At 67.3% G+C, this 24223-nt stretch carries 25 protein-coding genes and 1 tRNA gene; 9 read left to right on the forward strand and 17 right to left on the reverse strand.

The window, feature by feature from the left end:
• Positions 1 to 131 precede the first annotated feature (131 nt).
• Positions 132 to 509, forward strand: coding sequence for a PH domain-containing protein (locus ACFYO1_RS39665; RefSeq protein ID WP_150403830.1), 378 nt, complete (start codon positions 132 to 134; stop codon positions 507 to 509).
• 25 nt (positions 510 to 534) lie between these two features.
• Here ACFYO1_RS39665 and ACFYO1_RS39670 read toward each other — a convergent pair whose 3' ends face one another.
• Complete coding sequence (locus tag ACFYO1_RS39670; protein WP_387243421.1) at positions 535 to 1602, reverse strand: alpha/beta fold hydrolase; 1068 nt, start codon at positions 1600 to 1602, stop codon at positions 535 to 537.
• Positions 1603 to 1732: 130 nt separating this feature from the next.
• Between ACFYO1_RS39670 and ACFYO1_RS39675 the strand changes: the two genes are divergently transcribed.
• Positions 1733 to 2158, forward strand: coding sequence for an HIT family protein (locus tag ACFYO1_RS39675; protein WP_387243424.1), 426 nt, complete (start codon positions 1733 to 1735; stop codon positions 2156 to 2158).
• 62 nt (positions 2159 to 2220) lie between these two features.
• Here the strand turns inward: ACFYO1_RS39675 and ACFYO1_RS39680 are convergent, their stop codons facing one another.
• A complete protein-coding gene (locus tag ACFYO1_RS39680; RefSeq protein WP_387243426.1) occupies positions 2221 to 3546 on the reverse strand; it encodes a DoxX family protein in 1326 nt (441 codons plus the stop codon).
• A gap of 148 nt (positions 3547 to 3694) precedes the next feature.
• On the opposite strand from ACFYO1_RS39680, the gene ACFYO1_RS39685 reads away from it, so the two are divergent.
• Positions 3695 to 4285 (forward strand): hypothetical protein, encoded by a 591-nt coding sequence (locus tag ACFYO1_RS39685; RefSeq protein ID WP_387243429.1) that lies wholly within the window; start codon positions 3695 to 3697, stop codon positions 4283 to 4285.
• A 61-nt stretch (positions 4286 to 4346) separates the two neighbouring features.
• Here ACFYO1_RS39685 and ACFYO1_RS39690 read toward each other — a convergent pair.
• From ACFYO1_RS39690 to ACFYO1_RS39700, 3 genes are all read right to left on the reverse strand, one after another.
• A tRNA-Thr gene (locus ACFYO1_RS39690) sits at positions 4347 to 4418 on the reverse strand.
• Between the two features lie 116 nt (positions 4419 to 4534).
• Positions 4535 to 4777, reverse strand: a complete 243-nt coding sequence (locus ACFYO1_RS39695; RefSeq protein WP_011207082.1) for an MbtH family protein — start codon at positions 4775 to 4777, stop codon at positions 4535 to 4537.
• 172 nt (positions 4778 to 4949) lie between these two features.
• Positions 4950 to 5783 carry an alpha/beta fold hydrolase gene (locus ACFYO1_RS39700; protein ID WP_387243432.1) on the reverse strand — a complete coding sequence of 278 codons (834 nt, stop codon included), beginning with the start codon at positions 5781 to 5783 and terminating at the stop codon, positions 4950 to 4952.
• Positions 5784 to 5948: 165 nt separating this feature from the next.
• Between ACFYO1_RS39700 and ACFYO1_RS39705 the strand changes: the two genes are divergently transcribed.
• The 4 genes from ACFYO1_RS39705 to ACFYO1_RS39720 all read left to right on the forward strand — a co-directional run bounded on the left by ACFYO1_RS39705 (position 5949) and on the right by ACFYO1_RS39720 (position 10025).
• The gene (locus ACFYO1_RS39705; RefSeq protein WP_014981427.1) at positions 5949 to 6119 is read left to right on the forward strand and encodes a hypothetical protein; all 171 of its coding nucleotides are present in this window, start codon (positions 5949 to 5951) and stop codon (positions 6117 to 6119) included.
• 91 nt (positions 6120 to 6210) lie between these two features.
• Complete coding sequence (locus tag ACFYO1_RS39710; RefSeq protein ID WP_387244094.1) at positions 6211 to 7767, forward strand: trehalose-6-phosphate synthase; 1557 nt, start codon at positions 6211 to 6213, stop codon at positions 7765 to 7767.
• 66 nt (positions 7768 to 7833) lie between these two features.
• A complete protein-coding gene (locus tag ACFYO1_RS39715) occupies positions 7834 to 8571 on the forward strand; it encodes a response regulator transcription factor (RefSeq protein ID WP_150403823.1) in 738 nt (245 codons plus the stop codon).
• Positions 8568 to 10025, forward strand: coding sequence for a sensor histidine kinase (locus tag ACFYO1_RS39720; RefSeq protein WP_387243436.1), 1458 nt, complete (start codon positions 8568 to 8570; stop codon positions 10023 to 10025). Before ACFYO1_RS39715 ends, ACFYO1_RS39720 begins: the two co-directional genes overlap by 4 nt.
• Positions 10026 to 10038: 13 nt before the next feature.
• Here ACFYO1_RS39720 and ACFYO1_RS39725 read toward each other — a convergent pair whose 3' ends face one another.
• The 12 genes from ACFYO1_RS39725 to ACFYO1_RS39780 form a co-directional block, all read right to left on the reverse strand.
• Complete coding sequence (locus ACFYO1_RS39725; RefSeq protein ID WP_387243439.1) at positions 10039 to 10524, reverse strand: h domain protein; 486 nt, start codon at positions 10522 to 10524, stop codon at positions 10039 to 10041.
• 11 nt (positions 10525 to 10535) lie between these two features.
• Entirely contained in the window at positions 10536 to 11354 is an 819-nt protein-coding gene (locus tag ACFYO1_RS39730; RefSeq protein WP_387243442.1) for a hypothetical protein, read from the reverse strand.
• Complete coding sequence (locus ACFYO1_RS39735) at positions 11351 to 12778, reverse strand: MCE family protein (protein ID WP_387243445.1); 1428 nt, start codon at positions 12776 to 12778, stop codon at positions 11351 to 11353. Before ACFYO1_RS39735 ends, ACFYO1_RS39730 begins: the two co-directional genes overlap by 4 nt.
• A complete protein-coding gene (locus tag ACFYO1_RS39740) occupies positions 12775 to 14019 on the reverse strand; it encodes an MCE family protein (protein ID WP_387243448.1) in 1245 nt (414 codons plus the stop codon). Before ACFYO1_RS39740 ends, ACFYO1_RS39735 begins: the two co-directional genes overlap by 4 nt.
• The gene (locus ACFYO1_RS39745) at positions 14016 to 15284 is read right to left on the reverse strand and encodes an MCE family protein (RefSeq protein WP_387243451.1); all 1269 of its coding nucleotides are present in this window, start codon (positions 15282 to 15284) and stop codon (positions 14016 to 14018) included. The genes ACFYO1_RS39740 and ACFYO1_RS39745 overlap by 4 nt, the downstream gene beginning before the upstream one ends.
• Entirely contained in the window at positions 15281 to 16345 is a 1065-nt protein-coding gene (locus tag ACFYO1_RS39750; RefSeq protein WP_387243454.1) for an MCE family protein, read from the reverse strand. The genes ACFYO1_RS39745 and ACFYO1_RS39750 overlap by 4 nt, the downstream gene beginning before the upstream one ends.
• On the reverse strand, positions 16345 to 17367 hold the full coding sequence (locus ACFYO1_RS39755) for an MCE family protein (RefSeq protein ID WP_387243457.1): 1023 nt from the start codon (positions 17365 to 17367) through the stop codon (positions 16345 to 16347). The genes ACFYO1_RS39750 and ACFYO1_RS39755 overlap by 1 nt, the downstream gene beginning before the upstream one ends.
• Positions 17364 to 18560, reverse strand: a complete 1197-nt coding sequence (locus ACFYO1_RS39760) for an MCE family protein (RefSeq protein WP_387243460.1) — start codon at positions 18558 to 18560, stop codon at positions 17364 to 17366. The genes ACFYO1_RS39755 and ACFYO1_RS39760 overlap by 4 nt, the downstream gene beginning before the upstream one ends.
• A 6-nt stretch (positions 18561 to 18566) precedes the next feature.
• Positions 18567 to 19418 (reverse strand): ABC transporter permease, encoded by an 852-nt coding sequence (locus ACFYO1_RS39765; RefSeq protein ID WP_150403814.1) that lies wholly within the window; start codon positions 19416 to 19418, stop codon positions 18567 to 18569.
• 4 nt (positions 19419 to 19422) lie between these two features.
• Entirely contained in the window at positions 19423 to 20187 is a 765-nt protein-coding gene (locus tag ACFYO1_RS39770; protein WP_150403813.1) for an ABC transporter permease, read from the reverse strand.
• A 342-nt stretch (positions 20188 to 20529) separates the two neighbouring features.
• Complete coding sequence (locus ACFYO1_RS39775; RefSeq protein ID WP_387243465.1) at positions 20530 to 21429, reverse strand: 3-oxoacyl-ACP reductase; 900 nt, start codon at positions 21427 to 21429, stop codon at positions 20530 to 20532.
• Between the two features lie 45 nt (positions 21430 to 21474).
• Positions 21475 to 21663 carry a ferredoxin gene (locus ACFYO1_RS39780; RefSeq protein ID WP_150403811.1) on the reverse strand — a complete coding sequence of 63 codons (189 nt, stop codon included), beginning with the start codon at positions 21661 to 21663 and terminating at the stop codon, positions 21475 to 21477.
• Between the two features lie 156 nt (positions 21664 to 21819).
• Here ACFYO1_RS39780 and ACFYO1_RS39785 point away from each other — a divergent pair, with 156 nt between their 5' ends.
• A complete protein-coding gene (locus tag ACFYO1_RS39785; RefSeq protein ID WP_150403810.1) occupies positions 21820 to 23013 on the forward strand; it encodes an acyl-CoA dehydrogenase family protein in 1194 nt (397 codons plus the stop codon).
• 35 nt (positions 23014 to 23048) lie between these two features.
• Complete coding sequence (locus ACFYO1_RS39790; protein WP_387243469.1) at positions 23049 to 24152, forward strand: acyl-CoA dehydrogenase family protein; 1104 nt, start codon at positions 23049 to 23051, stop codon at positions 24150 to 24152.
• Positions 24153 to 24223 lie beyond the last annotated feature (71 nt).

Below are 24223 nucleotides of genomic sequence, written 5' to 3' on the forward strand. Positions count from 1 at the left end.
CGAGCTGCGCTCACTCATGAACAGCAGACGACCATCGAATATCGGTCTCGCGACATGGATGATGGAAAGGGATGGTTCGGGCAGACCGCATCCGGGCCACGCACCCACACCGCGCGAAGGATGTGCACACGATGGGTCTGATCGACGGACTGATGGGCAATGCCGGGCGGATCGATCCCGGCCGGGCGCAACAGGAATACGCGAAACTGATGGGCGACGGCGAGCAGGTCTATGCCGCGTATCTGCTGGTGCGCGACGCCATCCTGTTCACCAACCGGCGCCTGATCCTGGTCGACAAGCAGGGCATGACCGGCCGCAAGGTCAGTTATCACAGCATTCTCTACCGCTCGATCACCCACTTCTCGGTGGAGACCGCGGGCACCTTCGACCTGGATGCCGAGCTCTACATCTGGATCTCCGGCAGCCACGAGCCGCTGCAGAAGCGGTTCAACCGCCAGGTCGACATCTACGAGGTGCAGGGCATCCTGTCGCATTTCGTCGCGGTGTAGACGTTCGAGCCTCGGCTGTGGACGCTCAGGTCTCGGCGCGGTCGTCCGCCTCGACCACCAGCGGGCGCACCCTGGTCAGCAGTAGCTCGAGGAATTGCGCAGGCTGCCAGAACGACGCGAAGTGCGTCGCGTCGGTGATCAGCGCGAACTCCTTGTGCGGCGCCTGTACGTCATCGAAGTAGCGCCGGGCGCGGGCGACGGGCGTCAGGCTGTCCTGCTCGCCCTGAAAGATGAAGAACGGCAACTCGAATCGCGTGCCCTCGCGCCACGCGTCGAAGTGCACGGACTCGACGCCGATCCGCTCGGAGAATTTCATGCCGTCCGCGCCGGCCTTCAGGTCGCGCAACCGGTGCTGCGGCGAGAACCACATCGCGGGCAGGATCAGTTTCTTGATCATGGCCGCGATGAACGGGTCGACACTGGACGCCAGCTTGGCGTGCAGGCCCCAGTCGGCGGCACTCCAGGTGGTGGGGTCCGGGCCGATCTGCTCCAATTTCGCTGCGGCGGAACGCTTACCGCCCGAACGCAGTCTGCGCACCAACGCGTGGAACGCGATGTCGTCCCGCTCGCCGCCGGCGATGTTCTGATCGGTGCCGACGTAGGCGGAGTACAGCTCGGAATGGCTGCGGGCCAGCCGAAGTCCGAGCACCGATCCGAAGGAGTTGGCCAGCAACACCACCTTGTCGGTGCCCAGCCGCCGGTGCACATAGCGGGTGACTTCCACTGCGTCGGTGAGCAATTGGTCGAAGGTGACCGCGCCCTGCTCGCCGTGGCCGAACGTCTTCCCGGCGCCGCGCATATCCCAGCGAACGATGGTGAAGTGCCGCTCCCATGCCCGGGTTCGATTGGCGAAGTAGGTATTGGTGACGCCCGGGCCGCCGTGCAGTTCCAGCAGGACCGGGTTGGCCAGGTCCTCGCCGCGGATCTCGATCCACTGATCGATGCCGCCGATGCGCACGAAGCCGGACTCGGCGACGCCGTTCGGGGTGTCGATCCGTAGTTCCGCCGCGGCCCGGCGGCGGCGCAGCTGGCGATGGGCCAGCAGGCCGACGGGAGCGGCGGAAACTGCGGCGGCGGTGATGAGCGTGATCATGCCTGATTCCTAAACTGTGTCCACTGGAAACTGATATGTGTACGATAGACGCAGTTTCGATCCGGCGCAACACCACCTCGCCGCCGATACCAGCGGGCCACCGCAACCCGCGGCGCGTAGCCTGCGGAGCATGGCTTCTGTCTTCAGCGCGATCATCGCCGGTCAGCTACCAGGTCGATTCGTCTGGGAGGACGACGAATTCGTCGGTTTCCTCACCATCGCACCGGTCACCACCGGGCACACCCTGGTGGTGCCCCGTAAGGAAATCGATCAGTGGCAGGACGTCGACGCGGACACCTTCGCCCGCTTGAACGTCGTGGCCCAGAAGATCGGCCAGGCCGTGCGCGCCGCCTGGGACGCACCGCGCGCCGGCCTGCTGATCGCCGGACTCGAGGTGCCGCACCTGCACGTGCACGTCTTCCCGGCGTTCACCATGGGTGACTTCGACATCTCCGGCGCCGACACCGACCCGAGCCCCGAATCCATGGACGAGGCCCAGGCCAAGATCAAGCAGGCCCTGCGCGACCTCGGCTACGGAGCCAACGTCCCCGACTGAGTCCGCCGATCGGCACCGAGGGTGGCCCAGCGCCGAAGCGGCGTTCGGGCCACCCTTCTCGTTCACCGGTTGTACGGCTGTTCCTGGACCCAGCTGAAACCGCGCTCGAGCAGCGGGAAGGACTTCGGATCGACCTCGGTGAACGAGGTGTGGATGCGGTGGCCGGCGTAATCGTCCGCGTCGATGATCATGCGGCCGGGGGCCGGCCACCAGTAGGTGAGCCGCACCCGGACCGGGGTTTCCTCGAAGGTGCCCAGCGCTATCCGGTGGTGCAGGTCGATGATGTGCCGCTTCGGATCGATGGTGCCGCCGTACACCTCGAACGAGTCGTCCATGTGCTGGATGGTGAGCACCATCGGGTCCGAGACGTGGAACGGGCGGTCGATAACGACTCGGCGCCAACGTAATTCGTCGGTGAGCAACGGGTCGCGGGCGTAACCCTCGGAGGAGAAGCCGTCCACCCGGTAGATGCCGTACAGGTGCGGGGTTTCCTTCGACCACTGCTGCCAGTTCTGCGCACCGAACACGGCGAGCAGGCCAAGGCCCACCACCAGCTGTGCCGCCGGCGCGATCCGGTTGGCCCGCGCGGAACCGAACAGCGGCACGGTCCGGATCGCGGGCGCGGGCGCGCCGGCGAACAGCGCCGCCAGCAACCGCCGCGCGTAGGGCGCCAGCAGGAACAGGCTCAGCAGCAGGAACTGCGACGACACCGTCTTCAGCCGGATGTCATAGGTCAGGTTCAGCAGGAACACCTGCGTCATGTCCACCGCGCACAGCAGCGCCCCCGCGGCGGTCGCCCGCGGCACCAGCAACAGCACCCCGGCCAGCAATTCCGCTGCGCCGAGCGCGATCTCGTACGGCTGCGACACACTGACCTGCGACCACAGCACACCCTCCGGGCTGAAATTCCCGTACGGCTCGACCAGCCGATTCAGCACGAACGGCATCTGCGTCGGAATCGCCTTGGCCATCCCGAAATAGAACATCGCCAGCGCCAGCACGAATCGCAGATACAACTGCGTCCAAGCGAACAACCGGGTATATCCCGTCCGCCCGCGATCCAGCATCGACCACACCGCCGTAGCCACCGCCGACATCACCACCAGCAGAAACAACCCGGTCCACTGAAACGCGCTGTCACTCCCCACCTGCGCACTGGTCACCCGTAAACCCAGCACATGCGCAGCGGTCCACTCGATAGGCGGCCGAGCAACGCTCGACAAATTCAACACCGAGCCTGTCTCGATCCCCACCCCCGCCAGCAAGATCGGCACCAGCCCCAACACCCCCGCCACCCCGACCGCTCCGAAATAGCACACCCCGAACCGAAATCCGATGCGCGTCAACGGATGCCACCCCCCAACCCCACCCCCATCCTCCTGCCCCACCGGATCCTCCCCTACTCGCGAACTCTGTGCCGCGACAGTAAAAGTGCCCCCTTAACGAGCACCGGTCAGCCGCCTTAACAACGACGCCTTTGCCGCGGACGCATGGCGGACCGCTGCGCCGGATACGCCTATTCAGGATGATCACTACATGGATCAGCACACATCGAGACGAGGCGCCGAGTTGCTGGCAGCCGACATCGAGTCGGCTCTCGGCCTGGAGGTGCACATCGACGAAACGATCCCCGAACACCTTCGCCGGCAACCGTCTTCGCCCGGATGGTGGATCGAATTCACTGTCCCAGCCTTGAATTTCTTTATCGGCTGCACGCCCAGCGAATCCACCCCCGGCGGTGTGGCATGCGAACTGGCTCGGCGTATCCATGACGATGTTCTGGCTCGCAGTGGAAAGATCTGGCCCGCCGACCCCGTGGGTGGGGACCAGCCGCTGCTCCCCGGCCTCGACGGGTGGCACGGACAGAGCGGGTCGATTCCGTATGGGCGGGTCGATACGGCCACGGATCCTGATCCAAGCCTCGACGGCGTGGTCCGATGGTGGTTCCCGCACAGCTATGACGGTCTGATCGCCAATGCTTCCGGTGACGACGTGTGGTTCTCGCGCTGGGAATACCGGGGCGACGATCAAGGCATCGCGCCGGGCATGCCGGTCACCTGGCTCATCGGTGAGGGCCGGCACGGAAAGTACCGCAAGGCAAGCGAAGTCCGGCCGGCGCAGCCGTGAGCGGCGTGCTCCGCCTGAACGAAATCCGTGACCTGCTGGTTCAGCAGGTCACGGATCGTTGAGCCCCCTGTCAGGATTGAACTGACGACCTTCGCTTTACAAGAGCGGTGCTCTACCACTGAGCTAAGGAGGCGGGTGCCTTGGGAAAGCGGTTGTCATCATAGCCGGGCACACCGACTGCGTGACACCGGGTTTACGGCATCACGCAGTCGGCACGGTGTCCCGGCGCAGTATTCAGCTACCGCGGGATCAGGACTGGGCGCCCTGACGGGCCGCGTCGTCGGCGGCCATCGCGTCGCGCAGGCTCTTCGGACGCATATCGGTCCAGTTCTTCTCGACGTACTCGACGCAGGCAGCGCGGCTGTCCTCGCCGAACACGACCCGCCATCCGGCCGGGACCTCGGCGAAAGCGGGCCACAGGGAGTGCTGTTCTTCGTCGTTGACCAGGACGAAGAAGCGGCCGTCTTCGTCATCGAAGGGATTGGTGCTCAATTTCACCTCACTGGATACTGGCGCTATGTACGGGAGCGCTCGTGGATCCTTCGGCGCCGGGTCCGACGAACCGAGGGTTCAACGGACTTGCGCGCCGTTGGTGTCCCGAGCGTTGTTTCGACCCTAGCAAGGGAGACGTTACGCCTGGGCGGTTACCTCTGGCCGGAGAATCTCAGCTCGCGAAAAAGTCGAGCAGAATCTTGTTCACTGTCTCAGGGCGCTCGAGGTAGCCGAAGTGACCGGCGTCCGGCACTTCCTGATAACGCGCACCGGGGATGACCTCGGCGACTTCCCTGGACAGGTAAGGCGGGATCATCCGGTCATCGGCGAATCCGACGGCCAGGCACGGCACGGTGATCGCCCGGTAAGCCTGCACCCGGTCGAAATCGTGATCCATCCGGCGCTGTGCCCGGATGCCCGGAGTCACCGGCCCGCCGGTGAATTCGAACAGATCGAGCCAGTCGCGCGCCGAGTTCGGGTCGGCCAGCGTCGCGGGCGAGAGGTTCATCACCGCGGTCACCGCCGCCTCGTACTTCTCCGGCAGCTTCACCCCGCTGGCGTCGAGTTCGTGCTCGCCGAGCGAGAGCGTCTTCTGGAACTGGTCGAGGCGTCCGTGCCCGGCCATGAAGACGGCCTTGCGCACCAGTTCGGGCCGGGCCAGCGCCAGTTCCTGCGCGACCCGTGCGCCCATCGAGGTGCCGACGACCAGCGCGGGCCCCTCGTCGAGGAACTCGATCAGCGCGGCGGTGTCGGCGGCCAGCTCGTCGATGGTCATCCCGGTCGCGGCCTCGAACGACGGCGCGATACCGCGGTTGTCGAACGTGCACACCCGGTAACCGGCCGCGACCAGCGCGGGCACCTGATGCAGTTCCCAGACCCGCCCCGGACTACCGGTGCCCATGATCATGACCACAAGCGGCCCCGAACCCTTGACATCGGTACCCCGCGCGCGGTCACCTTTGACCTGGTAGTTGAGGGAAATTCCGTTCACCGTGGCCAGCGGCATATCGACCCTTTCGTGGAGTTGATGCTCCGTCCCACGGTATAGGGCGGGAGGGAGTCGGCACACCGGCCGGGGGCCGGTCTGACGCGGGTGCCACCCGCGCCTGGCGACGCCAGATACCATTGACTATTCGCACGTACGAGCGTAGTGAACCGGGAGGACTTGAAGATGGCCGCGAAGGGCAGCGCGAACGACATCGCGGACGACGATCTGGAACCACTCGCCGACGAAACCGCACGTCAGGCCCAGCGCGTTGTCGCGGCCTACGCCGAGGACGCCGACGAGTGCCGGATGCTGTTGTCGATGCTCGGCATCGGACCGAGCTCCCGGGTCGAATAAAGCTCCAGCCTTTCGACGCCAACGGCGACGTCGACTACACCCGATTCCCCGGGGGACCCAGCGACGCGCAAAGGATGCGTGAGTGGACCAGATGACATCGTCCGACGACTCCGACCCCGCCCTAGACACCCCACCTGACGACACCACCCCGACGGTCACCGGCCCGTCCGAATCCGGCTCCGGTTTCGTCGTCGTGGCCAACCGGCTCCCGGTCGACCTGGAACGCCTGCCCGACGGCACGACGCGCTGGAAGCGCAGCCCCGGCGGCCTGGTCACCGCGCTGGAACCGGTGCTGCGCAACAACAAAGGCGCGTGGGTCGGCTGGGCCGGCGTCCCCGACGCGGACGTCGATCCGATCATCGAGGACGGCCTCGAGCTGCACCCGGTGCCGCTGACCGCGGCGGAAGTCGCCGACTACTACGAGGGCTTCTCCAACGGCACGCTGTGGCCGCTCTATCACGACGTGATCGTGCGCCCGGTCTACGACCGCAAGTGGTGGGCCGCCTACGTCACGGTGAACCGGCGCTTCGCCGAGGCGACCGCCAAGGTGGCCGCCGAGGGCGCCACCGTCTGGGTGCAGGACTACCAGCTGCAGCTGGTGCCGAAGATGCTGCGCATGCTGCGCCCCGATTTGACCATCGGCTTCTTCCTGCACATCCCGTTCCCGCCGGTCGAGCTGTTCATGCAGATGCCGTGGCGCACCGAGATCGTCGAGGGCCTGCTCGGCGCCGACCTGATCGGCTTCCACCTGCCCGGCGGCGCGCAGAACTTCCTTTACCTGGCTCGCCGGCTGGCCGGTCAGCCGACCTCGCGCGGCACCGTCGGCGTGCGGTCCAAGCTCGGCGTCGTGCAGGTCGGGTTCCGCACGGTCCGGGTCGGCGCGTTCCCGATCTCCATCTCCTCGGCCGAGCTCGACGAGCACTCCCGGCGTCGTTCGATCCGCGAGCGGGCCGCGAAAATCCGTGCGGAACTGGGCAATCCGAAGAACATCCTGCTCGGTGTCGACCGCTTGGACTACACCAAGGGCATCGACATCCGGCTGAACGCGCTCGAAGAGCTGCTCTTGGAGCAGCGGATCGATCCGTCCGAGACGGTCATGGTCCAGCTGGCCACGCCGAGCCGCGAGCGGGTGGAAAGCTACATCCAGATGCGCGGCGACATCGAGCGCCAGGTCGGCCGGATCAACGGCGAGTTCGCCCAGGTCGGCTATCCGGTGGTGCATTACCTGCACCGCCCGATCCCGCGGGACGAGCTGATCGCCTTCTTCGTCGCCGCCGACGTGATGCTGGTGACGCCGCTGCGCGACGGCATGAACCTGGTCGCCAAGGAGTACGTCGCCTGTCACAGCGGCCTCAACGGCGCCCTGGTGCTCAGCGAGTTCACCGGTGCCGCAGCCGAATTGCGGCAGTCCTACCTGTGCAACCCGCACGACCTGGACAGCGTCAAGGACGCCATCGTCTCCGCCATCGAGGACGACCGCGACACCAAGCGCCGCCGCATGCGCTCGCTGCGCCGCCAGGTGCTCGCGCACGACGTGGACCGCTGGGCCCGTGCCTTCCTCGAGGCGCTGGCCCAGGGCCAGGTCGCGGGCAGCGCACTGCTGACCGACGACGACACCTACCCCGAGGAGCGCGAGCCGTCGCGGTAAATCGTTCACAGGAATCACCCAGGGTTGGTCCAGCAAGTTCGCAGGGAATTGCCGGACCATGAACCCATGAGTGGTGCGCCTGCGGAGCAGGCACCCGAGGCGCGGGTGCTGGTGGTCGACGACGAGCCGATGATCGTGGAGCTGCTCGCGGTGAGTCTGCGCTACCAGGGTTTCGCGGTGGACACGGCGGTCGACGGGGCGCAGGCGCTGGACAAGGCGCGCAGTTTCCGGCCGCAGGCGCTGATCGTCGACGTGATGATGCCCGGCATGGACGGCTTCGGCCTGCTGCGCCGGCTCCGCGCCGACGGCATCGACTCGCCCGTGCTGTTCCTGACCGCGCGCGACGAGGTACAGGACAAGATCACCGGTCTCACCCTCGGTGCCGACGACTACGTGACCAAGCCGTTCAGCCTGGAGGAAGTCGTCGCCCGGCTGCGGGTGATCCTGCGCCGCGCGGGTCACGCCGCGCCGCAGCGGGAGAGCTCCCGGCTGCGGTTCGAGGACATCGAACTCGACGACGACACACACGAGGTGTGGAAGGCGGGCGAGCCGGTCGCGCTCTCCCCCACCGAGTTCACCCTGCTGCGCTATTTCATGGTCAACGCGGGCACGGTGCTGAGCAAGCCGCGCATTCTCGATCACGTGTGGCGCTACGACTTCGGCGGCGAGGTCGGCGTGGTCGAGACCTATGTGTCGTACCTGCGAAAGAAGGTCGACACCGGCGACGAGCGGCTCATCCACACGCTGCGCGGGGTCGGCTACGTGATGCGCGCGCCGAGTCGCAGCCGGTCGGCTGGGAAATGACCGAGGGCCGGATCGCGGCGCTGCGCGCCAAGACCTCCGGTGTGCTGTCGGCGATCCCGTTGCGGGTGACCCTGATGCTGATCCTGGTCGCCACGGCGGGACTCGGCCTGCTGATCTCCGGCATGGTGGTCACCTCCGGCCTGGAACGCTCGCTCACCGACCGTACCGATCAGCAGCTGCGCAACGGCGCGATCGAATGGTCCCGCCGCCGGGTGCCCCCGCCGCCCAGCCTGCCCGGCGATCCGCGGCACACCAGCCAGTTCTATGTCCGTTCGACGCAGGACGACGGGCGGGTCTACGTGATCAAGGCGTTCGGCCTCGACGCCGAACCCGCACTGCCGGACGCACCGCAGATCGGCCCGCTGACCGTGCGCTCGGCCGGCGGCGGCCCGATCGAGTGGCGGACCCTGACCGTCCGGGTCCCGGACGGCACCACCACCGTCGCGCTGCCGCTCAATCAGAACCTGGAGATCGTGCAACGCCTGGTGATGCTGGAACTGGTGGTCGGGTTGATCGTGCTGACCGCACTGGCCTTCGCCGCCTACTTCGTGATCCGGCGCAGCCTGCGCCCACTGCTGCGGGTGGAGAACACCGCCGCCGCCATCGCCCGTGGCGACCTGTATCGGCGAGTTCCGGTGCGCGGCAGCAACACCGAGGTCGACCGGCTGTCCAGGTCGCTCAACGGCATGCTCACCCAGATCGAGCAGGCGTTCGCGAAAACCGAGGCGTCGGAGGCGGCCGCCAGGCGGTCGGAGGCGAAGATGCGCCAGTTCGTCGCCGACGCCAGCCACGAATTGCGCACGCCGCTCACCACCATTCGCGGTTTCGCCGAGCTCTACCGCCAGGGCGCGACCACCGATCCCGACCTCTTCATGGACCGCATCGAACGCGAATCGCAGCGGATGGGCATCCTGGTCGAGGACCTGCTGATGCTGGCCAGGCTGGACGCTCAGCGCCCGCTGGAGCGTGGTCAGGTCGATCTGCTCGCGGTCGCCAGCGATGCCGTGCACAGCGCGCGGGCGATGGCGGCGGCCGCAGATCCGGACGGGTCCAGCCGCCGCATCGAACTCGAAATCGAAACCGGTGAGGGCACTCTGGAGATCGTCGGCGACGAGACCCGGCTGCGCCAGGTGCTGGCCAACCTGCTCAACAACGCGCTCACGCACACCCCGCCGGACGCCGCGGTCGCGGTCCGGCTCACCCCCACCGCCGACGAGGTTCTGCTCGAGGTCGCCGACACCGGACCCGGCCTGCCCGCCGACGAGGCCGATCGCATCTTCGAACGCTTCTACCGCACGGACAACTCCCGCGCCCGCACCAGCGGCGGCGCCGGCCTCGGCCTGTCCATCGTGCAGGCGCTGGTCACCGCGCACGGCGGTTCGGTCGATGTGCGCAGCATCGAGGGGACCGGCACCACCTTCACCGTCCGGCTACCGCGCGAAACGACTGCGTGACAGCCGTTTTCGACTAGACCGGGGTGACCTGGTCGACCAGCCAGCGGTCGCCGTCCTTCTCCACCGTGGCCCGGACCCGGCTGCCCGTGGTGGTGCCCTCCGGCGAATCCTTGCTGGTGGTCACCTGATTCAGGAACAGCAGCACGACGACCTTCGACTTGTCGCCGGACACGACGCCGCCCGCCTGGGTGGTCGCCTTGACGTTGAGCTGCTTTTCCTTGGCGCCCGGCGCGATCGCCTGCTGGATGAGCTTCAGGTAGTCGTCCTTGAACTTCGGCGAGAGGTTGTCGGCCGCCTTCGGCAGTTCCTTGTCCACCGTCTGGAAGTCGTAGGTGAACATGGCCGAAACGGTCCGGCTCGCCGCCGTCACCGCGTCCTTGCGGGCCTGCTCGGCCTGGTCGTCGTTCCAGATCCGGTAGCCGCTGACGCCGAGCACCACCACCGCCGCGACGGCGAGCACGCTCAGGGTGGCCAGGAAGATCTTGCCTCGCTTGGTCATTGCACGCAGTGTCATCCGACGAACTCCACCTTGGAAACCGTCATGCCGGAGTCGCCGCGGCTCACGGTGACCCGGAAGCGGTAGAACCGGGTCTGCTCGCCCTGCTGCCCCGCGTTGGTGAGCGACTGCTTGGCCGCGACCAGCACCGTCGCGGAGTCGTCGCTGTCGTTCTCCAGCGCCGCGTCGACGATCTCGCCGTTGGAGACCACCTTCGCCTGCTGCACGATATTCATGAACGGGTCGACCCGCCCGTCGAATTCGTTCTTGAACTTGCCGGAGGCGACCGAGAGGATCCGGTCGATGTCGGCCTTGGCCGAATCGGCGCGGATGGTGGTGAGGTTCAGGATGGCCTGCCGCGCGGTCTGCTCGTACTCGCCGCGGCGGTCGTCGCGGGCGTCGATCGAACGCACCTTCATGCCCGCGAAGCCCGCGCCGATCAGCAGCGCGAGCACCAGGACGGACGCCGCGGCAACGCCGACGACGCGCCACGTTCCGCGACGGGTCCGCGCGGTATCGGCGTCCTGCGGTTCGGTCGCCGGCGCGCCCTTGGCGAGGTCGACCACAGTGCTGTCCGCCGAGTCTTCGGCGTCGACCACCGGTGCCGCGACTTTCGCCTCGATCGGCGTCGGCACGGAAGCCGGGACCGCAGACGTGTTTTCGGCATCCGAGGTGGTGCCGCCGAGCGCCGTGGACGCGGTGGTCTTCGCGGCACCGGTCTCGGCGACCGGAACCGATGTCACTGCCGGGCCCGCGGTCTCCTCGACCGGCGGACCCACCGAGCGCACCGCGCGTCGCCGCGTCCGGTGCTGATCTGCCTTCTTTTCGCTCATCGTTGCTGCTCCTCGAGCATCGCCTGCCAGCTCGACGGTACCGTGCCCGAACCGCCCGGTCCGATATCGCCCTGTCGGTAGGTGCGGCCGTCCGGGCCGATGTACTGGCCGGTGGACGGGTCATAGGATCTCGCGGCAGCGGGCGTGCCGGTGCCGTACGCGGCGGGTGCCACCTGTGTCGTCCCCGGTGTGACCGGCGCGGAGGCCGGGGCTACCGGTCGCGGCGGACCGAACGCGGGGTTGTCCCCTTCCGGGACGTAACCGGTCCGGCAGAGCTCGGGTGTCGGCGCTCGCACGCCGGGGAATTCGGCGCACGGCGTGTTGCGGATGCCGCGCACGTCCACCGGCGAGTCCTGCGGCACTTTGCAGTACAGGCCGGGCGGGGAGGGGATGGAATCCAGCTCGCTCGGTGAGCGACGTTCGTTGGCAGGCAGGAAGCCGGTCGTGCAGGCGGGCGGGTCGTTGACCACCACCATGAAGTCGACCATGGCGCCGTATTCCACCGGCCCGCGGATAATCGTCCGCAGCGCCGCGATCAGCGGCGGGAAAACGACCAGGAGTTGTTCCAGTCCAGCGTGATACGTGACGCCGACCTGTCCGGTGCTGACCAGGTTGGTCAGCAGCAGCGGCAGGGTCGGGCGCAGCGACTCGAACTGGGCGCTGACCCGCTGCATGGCGGACGGCCCGTCGCGCAGCACGTTGCGCAGCGACGGATCGTGCGCGCGCAGCTGGTCGGTGACGGTGGCCAGATCGCTGGTCCAGGACCGGATCGCCGCATCGGACTCGATTTGGGTGTCCAGCAGCGGTCCGATCTGATCGAGCAGCTTCTTGGTCGGTTCCGCGCTGTTCTGCGCCTCCTGCACCAGCAGCGACGCCGAGTCGATGAATCGTTGCAGGTCCGGGCCCGCACCGTTGAACGCCTTGAACGCCTCGTCGATCACCTGCCGCAGCCGGGTGTCGGCGACGCTGGACAGCAGCCGGTCGGACTGGTCGAGCAGCGTGCCGACGTCCTGCGGAAGTTTGGTGCGATCCACCGGGATCACCGCGCCGTCGCCCAGGTTCCGGCCGGCCGGGTGGTCCGGCGGGATCAGGTCGACGTACTGCTCGCCGATCGCCGAGACGCTGCGCACCCAGGCGCTGACGTCGGCCGGGACCTTGTAGTCGCTGTCGATGGACAGCTTCGCCTCGACCCCGCGGGCGGTAAGCCGAACATCTTGCACCACACCGACATTGGTGCCGCGGTAGGCGACGTTGGCGGTCGGGTAGAGACCACCGGTCGCCTCCAGCTGCACGGTGACGTCGTAGCGCCCGATGCCGAACATCGCGGGCACCTTCACATACACCCCGCCCATGATCACCAGGCCGATCACCGTGAGCACGGCGAAGATGGACAGCTGGACGCGGACGAATCGGGTGAGCGTCATCGGCCCGGACCCCCTTGTGGCGCAGTGTCTCCCGGCATCGGCACGGTCAGCCCGGGGATGGCGGGCAGACCCGGAATCGGCGGCAGGCCGGGAATGGCCGGCGCCGGCCCGGCCCCGGGGGCAGGCCCGGTTTGCAGGGGTCCGGTCGCCGGATTCCCGCTCTGCGTGGCGGTGTCGGGCGCGAAACTGCCGATCACGCCCTCGACGCCGCCGAATCGGCCGCCCAGCGGGGTGCCGGTCAACCAGTTGCTGTCCAGCCGCTTTCCGGTGAGGTCGACGGTGATGAACAGGTTCAGGTAGTCGCCCATGATCGCTTTGTCGAGGTTCTTCATCGGGAACGGGAACGTCGGGATGATCTTCAGCGATTCGACCAGGTTGTTCCCCGTGTCGGCCAGCGTCTGCAGCACCGGGGCGAGGCTGCGCAGGTTGGCCTTCAGGTTGTCGCCGCTGCTGGCGATGAGCCGGTCGGTGACGTCGCTGAGGTCGCCGAGCGCGTTGATCGTCGCGGTGATGTTCTTGGTGCGATCGGCGAGCACGGTGAGCGCGGGATGGATCCGCTCGATCGCGGCGGCGACCACGTCGCGCTGCTGAGCCAGCTGGCCACCCAGGCGGTCCAGTCCGCTCATCGCCGCGATGATGTCGTTGCGCTGCTTGTCCAGGTTGGTGGTCAGCTCGTTGAGCTGCGGCAGCAGATCGCGGATGTCGTTCGCCCGGCCGCTGAGCGCGGAATTCAGTTCGCGGGTAATGGTTTCCAGCTGCGAGATGCCGCCGCCGTTGAGTACCACCGACAGCGACGAGAGCACCTGCTCGGTGGTCGGATAGGCGCCGGCCCGCTCCAGTGGAATCAGGTCGCCGTCCTTCAACTGCCCCTGCGGCACAACGTCACTCGGCGGCGCCAGCTCGATGTGGTTGCTGCCGAGCAGACTGGTCTGGCCGATCTTGGCGACCGCGTTGGCGGGCAGCCGCACGCTCGGATTCAGCGTGACGGTGACCAGCGCGTGCCAGCCCTCCACCTCGATGCCCGACACGGTTCCCACGGTGACGTCGTCGACCCGGACCGGTGAATTCCTGGTCAGCGTGGTCACATTCGGCATCTGGATGCGCACCTTGTACGCGCCGTCCATGGTGCCCTCGGTGCCGGGCATCGGCAGCGAGTTCAAGCCGTCCCACTCACAACCCGAGAGGCCCAGCGCCATCGCGAGACCCACCACCAGCATGGCCATCCGGCGCGGCTTCCTCATCGCCCTCCTCCTGGAACAGCAAGTCCGGCAAGGCCGTTCGGCACGGTCACCGGCGCCGGTCCCGGCGCGGGCCCGGGCGGGGCGGTCTGCCCGGCCAGGCTCGGCGGGCTGTAGGTCAGCTGGTTCGGGAACGCGTGCACGCCGGTGGCCGGATTCAGCATGATCGGCGCGTAATTCATGGCGAGCGAACTGATCACCGGCGCGAGATATTGCGCGCACAGATCGGCGGAGCGATCCGAGTCGTTGGTTTCCAGCGCCCGCACCGACCCGCAGAGGAAGCCGAGCGGATCGGCCGTGTTGTTGAGCGAGACCGCACCGGCCAGCGTGCCCTGGGCCGGCTTGTAGATCTGGTAGAAGTTCACCAGCGCCGTCGGCCCCGAATGCAGCACCCGCTCCAGCTCCGGCCGCTTGTCCACCAACTGCTGGGTGACCTCGGCCAGCCGCTGCACACCCTCGGTGAGTTCGGCGCCGCTGCCGTCCAGGAACCGCTTCACGTCGCCGAGCGCGGTATCCAGATTGTCCAGTCCCGCACCGAGTTCCTGCGCGGTGCCGGCCAGCACCGAGGAGACCGACGCGAGCCGGCCGCCGAACTGCACGATCTGCTCGTTGCTCGCCGAGAGCACATCGACGAACTTCTGCAGATTGCGAATGGTGCCGAACAGATCGGTTCGCCCGTCGGACAACGTGTTCAGGGTCGCGGACAGCTCGCGCAAGGTGTCGCGCAGCTTCTGCCCGTTGCCGTCCATATTGTCGGCGGCGGTGTTGACGAAGCGGCCGAATGAGCCCTGCGCGTCGTCGCCGACCGGGCCGAGCGTCGTGGACAGCTTGGACAGTTCGGCCTTGATGTCGTCCCACTCCACCGGCACGGCCGTGTGCTCGAGCGGAATCTCCGCGCCGTCCCGCATTTTCGGACCGCTGACGTAGGCGGGCGCCACCTGGATGAACCGCGCGGAGACCAGCGACGGCGAGATGATCACCGCGCGGGCGTCGGCGGGTAGATCGATGCCGCGGTCGATGGTCATCTCGACCTTGACCCGGTCCTTGCCCGGTTCGATCGAATCGATCCGACCCACGTGCACGCCGAGCACCCGGACCTCGTCGCCCTGATACAGCCCGGACGTCGACGGGAAATACGCGGTGATCTTCGTCTTCCCGATCCGGGTTACGCCGCCGTAGACGCCGGCCAGCACCAGCGCGGCGACCAGTCCGCCGGCGACCAGCAGCGTCCAGCGCGGTAGTTTTCGAGCTCTGTCCAGCATGTTCATCGCGGTGGCTCCTGAAGGGCGGGCCCGATCGACGGCGGTGCCGGGTTGGTGAAGATGTTGCGCAGGTCCTCGGGCAGATGCTCGGGCCACACCAGCGCGTCGACCAGCGGCTGCAATTCGGTGCTGGTGGCGTTGACGACATAGGCGTTGAACCACGGCCCGTTGCCGACCTGCTCACCCAGCGCGGCGGCGTACGGGCCGAGGCTGTCGAGCGCGTCGGAGATGTTCTGCTTGTTGCGTTGCAGCAGGCCGAGCACCGAATTCAGTTTGTCCAGTGCGGGTTTGAGGATCGGCTCGTTGTCCGAGACCAGGCCGGACAGCTGCTTGGCCACCTCGTTCACGTAGACGATCAGCTGCCCGATCGCGGCGCGGCGCCGGTCCAGCTCGCCGAGCAGGTTGTTGCCGTCCAGCAGCAGCGCGTTGATCTGGTTGCTCCGGTCGGCCAGGATCTTGGTGACGTTCTGCGCCCGGGTCAGCAGCTCGGACAGGGCCTGGTCGCGGGCATTGATGCTGCGCGACAACGCGGTGACCCCGTCCAGCGCCGCCCGCAGCGGGGCCGGGGTGTCGGCGAATGTCGCCGAGAGCGTGTCCAGGGTCTTGTCCACCTGATCCATGTCCAGCCCCTGCACCGTGCGGCCGAGGTCGCCGAGCGCGTCGTTGAGCGAGTACGGAGAGGTGGTGCGGTCCAGCGGAATCGTGTCGTCGCGGCGCAGCGCGCCCGATCCGGTCGGGGTCAGCTCGACCGACTTGCGGCCGAGCACGGTGTTGGTCTTGATCGCGGCGGAGGTCTTCTGGCCGAGCACGATCGACTCGTCGAGGGTGAACCGGACCAGCACCTTCGCGCCGTCCAGCCGCACATCGTCCACCCGGCCGGTGCGCACACCGGCCACCTGGACCGGGTCGCCGGGCAACAGCCCGCCCGCGTCGGCGAAGTAGGCGGTGTAGCTCGCACCGCTGCGAATGAACGGCAACCGGTCGAACTGCAAGGCGGACAGGGCAACACACGCCGCGACGACTATCCCGACGATGCCGATGGTGACGGCGCGTGATCGCTCGTTCATCAGGGCGTGCACCTTCCGGTCGTCTGCTTACCCGGCAGGTTCACCTGCATCGGCTGCCCGTTCGGGCCGTCCACCACCAGGTTGGTCCCGCAGACATAGAGCTGCAGGAACGAGCCGTAGGCGCCGATGCGGATCAGCTTCTTGTAGGTGTCGGGCAGCTTGTCGAGCACCCACTGGATGGTGTCGGAGCCCTCGTCGAGATTGGTGGACAGCCGCCCGGTCTGCTCGATGGTGGAACGCAGGTCCGGTCGCGCCTGCTGGAGCAGTCCGGTCAGGTCGCGGGTCGCGCCGGCGATCCGGGGCAGCGCGTCGCCGATCGGGTCGCGGTCGGCGGCCAAACCGCTGACCAGCCGCTGCAATTCGTCGAGCGTGGCGGCGAACTGGTCGCCGCGCTGATCGATGGTCTGCAGCACCGTGTTCAGGTTGTTGATCACGGTGCCGATCAGCGCGTCGCGGTCGGCGAGGGTCTTGGCGAACGACCCGCCGCTGTTGAGCAGCGAGACCAAGGTGCCGCCCTGCCCCTGGAAGATCTGCAACAGCGCGCTGGTCAGATCGTTCACCTGAGCCGGGTCCAGGCCGCGCAGCAGCGGGCGGAACCCGCCGAGCAGCATGTCCAGGTCCAGCGCGGGCGCGGTCTTGTCCTTGCCGATGGTGCCGCCGTCGCGCAGCGCCTCGGTCGTGCCCGGCCCCTCCAGCAACTCCAGATACCGGTCGCCGACCAGGTTTTCGTAGCGGATGGTGGCGCGGGTGCTGGTGAGCAGCCGGTACTTGCGGTCGACGTCGAACTCGACGTGCGCGAGATGGTCCTCGCCCACCTTCACCGAGGAGACCGAGCCGACCGGCACGCCGGCGATGCGCACCTTCGATCCGGGCAGCATCCCGGACGAACTGGTGAACACGGCGTGGTACCCGTATTCCCTGGCGAACCGCATCTGGCTGAACACGATCACCAGTCCGGCGAAGATCAGCGCCATCACCAGGGTGAAGACGAGCAGCTTTACCGTCGTCGCGGTGTTCTTCACAGCGAGCCCACCCCCGGCAGTCCGGCGAACAGGAGCTGGAACACCTTCGGCGCCTCGTTGGGCTTGGTGAAACCCGTGTTCGGCACGTACGGCGCTCCCTCGTTCGTGTCGGTGACGACGTATCCTGCGTGGCTGCCCGGCACCCGATCGACCACGCCCTCACAGTGCGGGCCGCCGGTCGCGTTCACCTTCGGCAGGTCGTCGGGGTACTTGTAGGGTTGCGCGCCGAACATGAAGTTGGTGTTCATCCCGATGCCGGGCAGCTTGCCGCCGAACACCTCCTCGGCCAGCGGCATCATCGGGCCGAGGCCGTTGATGATGCAGCTGAGCGCGGGCGCGTATTCGAACAGCAGGCTCGTGGTCGGGCGCAGCAGATCGAGCGCGGTGCTGAAATTGCCCTCGTTCTCCCGCAGCACGGAACCGGTGGTGTCGGCCAGGCCGATCAGGTTGGCCAGCACATCGTCCAGGCTCTGCCGCTCGTCGACCAGCGTCTGGCTGGTGACGGTGGCGTTGTCCACGGTGCGCAACAGGTCCGGGACGGTGTCCGCGTACAGGTCGGTGACCTGGCCGGTGCGCACCAGATCCTGTTGCAGCGTGGGCAGATACGGGTTGATGTCGCGCAGGTAGGCGTCGCTGCGGGCGAGCAGGTCGCCCAATTTCTCGCCCCGGCCCTGCAGCGCCGTGCCGAGCGCGGACAGCGTCGCGTTCAGCTTCTCCGGCTCCACCTTGGCCAGCACGTCGGACAGATGCTGGAACAGCGTGTTGAATTCGACGGTCACGTGCTGAGCCGTCACCCGCGCGCCGGGTTGCAGCGAGGCCGACGAAGGTTGTTGCGGCACGGTGAAGTTCACGTACTTCGCGCCGAAGACGGTGGTGGAACGGATATCCACGCCCGCGTTGGCCGGAACCAGCTTCAGCTGTTCGGGATTCAGCGCGAGCTTCAGGCTGGCGCCATCGGCGGTCTGATCGATCGAGACCACGCGGCCGATCTCCACGCCGCGCACCTTCACCTTGGCGTCGGGGTCGAGGACGAGCCCGCTGCGCGGCGCGTCGATGGTCACGGTGGCCGTCGAGGTGAACCCGCCGACGAACATCACCATGGCGACGGCGACGATCGCGACCAGCGCGAGCACCATCGCGGAGCCGGCCAACTTGTAACCCACTGCTGCGCGCACTTTGTTCGAATCCGCCATATCGCGTTACCCGGAGAGGTGAAAGTTGCCGGAGGTGCCGTAGATGGCCAGCGAGATCAGCAGGGTCACCGTGACCACCGCGACCAGGGAGGCGCGCACCGCGTTGCCGACCGCGACGCCGACCCCGACCGGTCCGCCCGCGGCATGAAAGCCGTAGTAGGTGTGGATCAGCATGACCGCCAGGGCCATGAAGATCGCCTGGGCGAACGACCAGAGGATGTCGCTCGGAATGAGAAAGGTGGAGAAGTAGTGGTCGTACACGCCCGCCGACTGCCCGTAGATGACCACCGTGGCGAACCGGCTGGCCAGGAACGACGCGATCACCGCGAGGGCGTAGAGCGGCACGATCGCGATCATCCCGGCGAGCACCCTGGTACCGACCAGATACGGCACCGGCCGGATCGCCATCGACTCCAGCGCGTCGATTTCCTCGGCCACCCGCATGGCGCCCAGCTGCGCCGTCGACCCGGCCCCGATGGTGGCGGCCAGGCCGATGCCGGAGATCACCGGCGCGGCGATGCGGACATTGATGAAGGCGGCGAAGAAGCCGGTGAGCGCCTCGACCCCGATATTGCCGAGCGAGCTGTAGCCCTGCACGGCGATGGTGCCGCCGGCGAACAGCGTCAGGAAGCCGACGATGACGACGGTGCCGCCGATCACCGCCAAAGCACCGCTGCCCATGCTGATTTCGGCGATGAGGCGAATGGTTTCGGTGCGATAGTGCGTCAGGGCACGCGGAATAGCCCCCAGGGCCTGTGCATAGAACACAGCGTGTTTACCAACAGAATCGAGCGAGTCCGACATCCGACGCACTCGTCGCACGGTACGCGGGAAGCGGGATTCGATCACGAAGGCCATGCGGTCACCGCGCCGTGAACTTGATACCGACCGCGGTGACCACCACGTTGACCACGAACAAGGCCATAAAGGCGAAGACAACGGTCTGATTCACCGCATCACCGACACTCTTCGGACCACCTTTGACATTCAGGCCCAGATAACAGGCGACCAGCCCGGCGATCAGCCCGAACAATCCGGCCTTCACCTCCGAGATGACCAATTCGGGCAAATGCGTCAGCAGCGTGATGCCGTTGACGAACGCGCCCGGGTTCACGTCCTGCAGAAAGACGGAGAACAGAAATCCGCCGACGATACCGATGGTGCAGACCAGGCTGTTGAGCATCAGCGCGACGAACATCGACGCCAGTACCCGCGGCACCACCAGGCGTTGCACCGGGTTGATGCCGAGCACCCGCATCGCGTCGATTTCCTCGCGAATCGTGCGAGCGCCCAGGTCAGCGCATATTGCGGTGGCACCGGCCCCGGCGACGATCAGCACGGTGACGATCGGGCCGACCTGGGTGACCGCGCCGAAGGCCGCGCCCGCCCCGCTGAGATCGGCCGCGCCGATCTCGCGCAACAAGATGTTCAGCGTGAAGCTCACCAAAACGGTGAATGGAATCGCGACCAACAGTGTCGGCACGATGGAAACGCGTGCGATGAACCAGGACTGGTCGATGAACTCGCGACCTTGAAATGGTCTGCGCACACTGGAACGCGCGACTTCGGCCGTCAGTTCGAAGAACCCGCCCACTGCGCGCAATGGCACAGCAAGGACCTCGTTCATCTTTGAACCTCCTTGCTGAAATCTGCGCGTACGACTCACGGCACGATTCTTCACCGAGGCCGCACCGCCTCCACGATTAGAACACGTTCACTGCGTCGCCGGAAGATGTTTGACACTTTTGAACTGCACTTTTTCTTTGCATCGGCATATGAATGTGGAACGAGTGCCAGGAGATTGATCCCACCTTTGTGAGGCGGCACACATCTCACACTCCAATGTCTACCAACTGCCCGACCCTTGATCAACAGCTGGACGGCTGATCAGCAGTTCATTGTCAGCGGGTCTTGCAGATGTCAGTCCTCGATCGGCACGATTCGCCGGAGGAGTTCCACCGAACGAGGCTCAGCCGAGATCGAGCAGCGCCGAGGCCGAGAATGTTTGCCCGGCAGGGCGTTCGGCGAAATAGCCGCCGAGGGTCGCGGCGAGGTCGTCGGCGGACCATTGCCCACCGGTGGCGTCGAATCGTTGCTCGACGACGGGGGCGGCCATCAGCGCCACCATGCCGCCGTAGACCACGAAGAGCTGACCGCTCACCGAATCGGCGGCGGGCGAGGCGAGGTAGGCGACCAGCCTGGCCACATGATCGGGCGAGAGTGGATCCACCTCACCCTCGGGCGCGGCGCTGAACACGGACTCGGTCATCGCGGTGCGCGCGCGGGGCGCGATCGCGTTGGCGCGCACGCCATACCGGGACAGCGCCCGCGCGGCGGACAGGGTCAGCGCGGTGATGCCCGCCTTGGCCGCGCCGTAGTTGGCCTGCCCCTCCGGGCCGAGCAGGCCGGCCTCGGAGGACGTATTGATCAGTCTGCCGTAGACCGGCGCGCCGGCCGCCTTCGACTTACCGCGCCAGTACGTTGCGGCGTTGCGGGACAACAGGAAATGACCGCGCAGGTGGACCGCGACAACGGCGTCGAAGTCCTCGTCGGTCATGTTGAACAGCATCCGGTCCCTGGTGATGCCCGCGTTGTTCACCACGATGTCGACGCTGCCGAAGGCTTCGTCGGCGGTGCGGATCAACGCGTCCGCGGTCGCCCGTTCGGCGATGCTGCCCGCGACGAATTCGGCCTTGGCGCCGAGCGCGCGGATCTCCGACAGGGTGTCGGTCACCGCGTCGGATTCCGACAGGTCGTTCACCACCACCGAGGCGCCGGCCGCCGCCAGTGCGAGCGCCTCTGCCCGCCCCAGCCCCGCGCCGGCTCCCGTAACAATCGCCACCCGCCCCGCAAGACTCACATCAATCACGAGCCCGACCCTAGAACGTGTTCCATTCTATGGCAAGGGTCGGCGTCACTGGAGCCGCAGCGCGGCTTTCGGGCACTGCGCCACCGCGTCCTCGACGTCGGCCAGCCGGTCGGCGGGGACATCGGCCGCGAGGATGTGCAGCTGGTCGTCATCATCGAGTTCGAACACGTCGGGGGCGATTCCGACACAGATTCCGTTCGCCTCGCACTGGTCCAGATCGACGCTGACCTTCATGAGAACTCCTTTACCGCGATCCTTGCCGAAGCCTAACAAGCCGGCGCCGCCGCGGGTGGCGGCATCGGCCCGATTCACCCTCAATACTGGAACATGTTTCAGTCCATATGCAATGATCGGGTGAACCCACATCGACGAAGGCCTGAGGTATTTGCCATGCGCATTGCGTACACGCCGCAGCAGGAGGAGCTACGCGCGGAGTTGCGCGACTACTTCGCGCGACTCATCACCCCCGAGCGCCGGGCTGCGCTCAGCGCGCAGACCGGCGAGTACGGCCAGGGCAACGTCTACCGCGAGGTCGTGCAGGAGATGGGCCGCGACGGCTGGCTGACCCTGGCCTGGCCGAAGGAGTTCGGCGGCCAGGACCGGCCGACCATGGATCAGCTGATCTTCACCGACGAGGCCGCGATCGCCGGCGCGCCGGTGCCGTTCCTGACCATCAACTCGGTCGCGCCGACGATCATGCACTACGGCAGCGAGGAGCAGAAGCGCTTCTTCCTGCCCAAGATCGCGGCCGGTGAGCTGCACTTCGCGATCGGCTACTCCGAACCCGGCGCGGGCACCGACCTGGCCAGCCTGCGTACCAGCGCGGTGCGCGACGGCGACGACTACGTGATCAACGGTCAGAAGATGTGGACCAGCCTGATCGCGTACGCCGACTACATCTGGCTCGCGGTGCGCACCGACCCGAACGTCAAGAAGCACAAGGGCATCAGCATGCTCATCGTGCCGACCACGGCCGAGGGGTTCTCCTGGACGCCCGTGCACACCATGGCCGGGCCGGACACCAGCGCCACCTACTACCAGGACGTCCGGGTGCCCGCGAGCGCGCTCGTCGGCCAGGAGAACGGCGGCTGGTCGCTGATCACCAACCAGCTCAACCACGAGCGCGTCGCGTTGACCTCGGCCGGGCCGCTCGGTCTCGCAGTGAGCCAGACCGTCGAATGGGCGCGCAACACCAAGGCGAGCAACGGCTCCCGGGTGATCGACCAGGAATGGGTGCAGCTCAACCTGGCCCGGGTGTACGCCAAGGTCGAGTACCTGAAGCTGCTCAACTGGGAGATCGCCAGCCGGGCCGACGCGGGCGGTGACGCGGCGCCGCGGCCGTGGGATGCCTCCACCTGCAAGGTGTACGGCACCGAACTGGCCACCGAGGCGTACCGGCTGCTCATGGAAGTCCTCGGCCCGCAGGCGTATCTGCGCCAGGACTCGCACGGCGAAGCACTGCGCGGCCGGCTCGAACGGATGCACCGGGCGGCCCTGATCCTCACCTTCGGCGGCGGCACCAACGAGGTGCAGCGCGACATCATCGCCATGACCGCCCTCAAGCAGCCCGCCGCGGCGCGCTGAGCTGTGCTCGCACCACCAGAAAGCAGGTAGCAGACATGGATTTCAGGCCAACCGAGGCACAGCTCGATCTGGGCCGGTTGACCGGCGAGGTATGCGGCAAGCTCGTCACCGCCGATCGGCTGCGCGAACTCGACACCGCGACCGAACGATTCGACGAGACGCTGTGGGGATCGCTGGCCGAGACCGGCGTGCTCGCGGCGGCGCTGCCGGAGACTGTCGGCGGCAACGACTTCGGCGTGCTCGAACAGACCGCGGTGCTGCGTGAGCTCGGCAAGCATCTGGCGGCGGTGCCGTATCTGTGGTCGATCGTGGTCGGTGCCGGAGCACTGGCCCGGTTCGGCGATGCGGCACAACAGGATCGGGCCACGCGGGCGGGCGCCGGAGAGGTGATCCTGACCGCCGCGCTCAGCGAAGCGCGCAACTGGGAGCCCACCGAGCCCACGACCACCGCCGTCGAGGCGGACGGCGGCTGGCGGCTGACCGGCGCCAAGATCACGGTGCCGTTCGCCGGGCGGGCCGACCGAATCCTGGTGCCGGCCACGGTTTCCGGGGCGGCCGCGGTATTCCTCGTCGATCCGTCGGTGGTGACGGTCACCGCACAGGAGGTGGTCGACCACACGCCGGAGTACGCGATCGAACTCACCGACGCGCCCGCCGAATTGGTCGGCACCGTCGCGCAAGGCGCCGAGATCCTCGACTGGCTGCTCACCCGCGCCTGGCTCGGGCTCAGCGCCCTACAGCTCGGCACCTTGGAGCGCGCCCTCGAATTGGTCGCCGAATATGCCCGCGAGCGTGAGCAATTCGGCAAGGCGGTGGGCAGCTTCCAGGCCGTGGCACAGCGCCTCTCCGATGCCTACATCGATGTTCAGGGCCTGCGGCTGGCCGTCACCCAGGCTGCCTGGCAGATCTCCGAGGATCTGCCGAGCGGGGAGGCCGTGCACACGGCCAAGTTCTGGGCCGCCGACGCGGGTCACCGCGTGGCGCACACCGTCGTTCACATCCACGGCGGCGTCGGCATCGACCGAGATCACATCGTGCACAACTACTTCACCGCCGCCAAACACAACGAGTTCGCGCTCGGCGGCGGGACCGACCACCTTCGCGCGCTCGGCGCGCTGCTGGCGGCCGGACCGTCCTGATCTGTTCCGAACAAGAACGCCCCGCTGGTGCCGGCGGGGCGTTTTTTGTTGTGCCGACGCGAGCGGCGCGT

Source organism: Nocardia sp. NPDC006044 (assembly GCF_042871115.1).
Lineage (GTDB): Bacteria > Actinomycetota > Actinomycetes > Mycobacteriales > Mycobacteriaceae > Nocardia.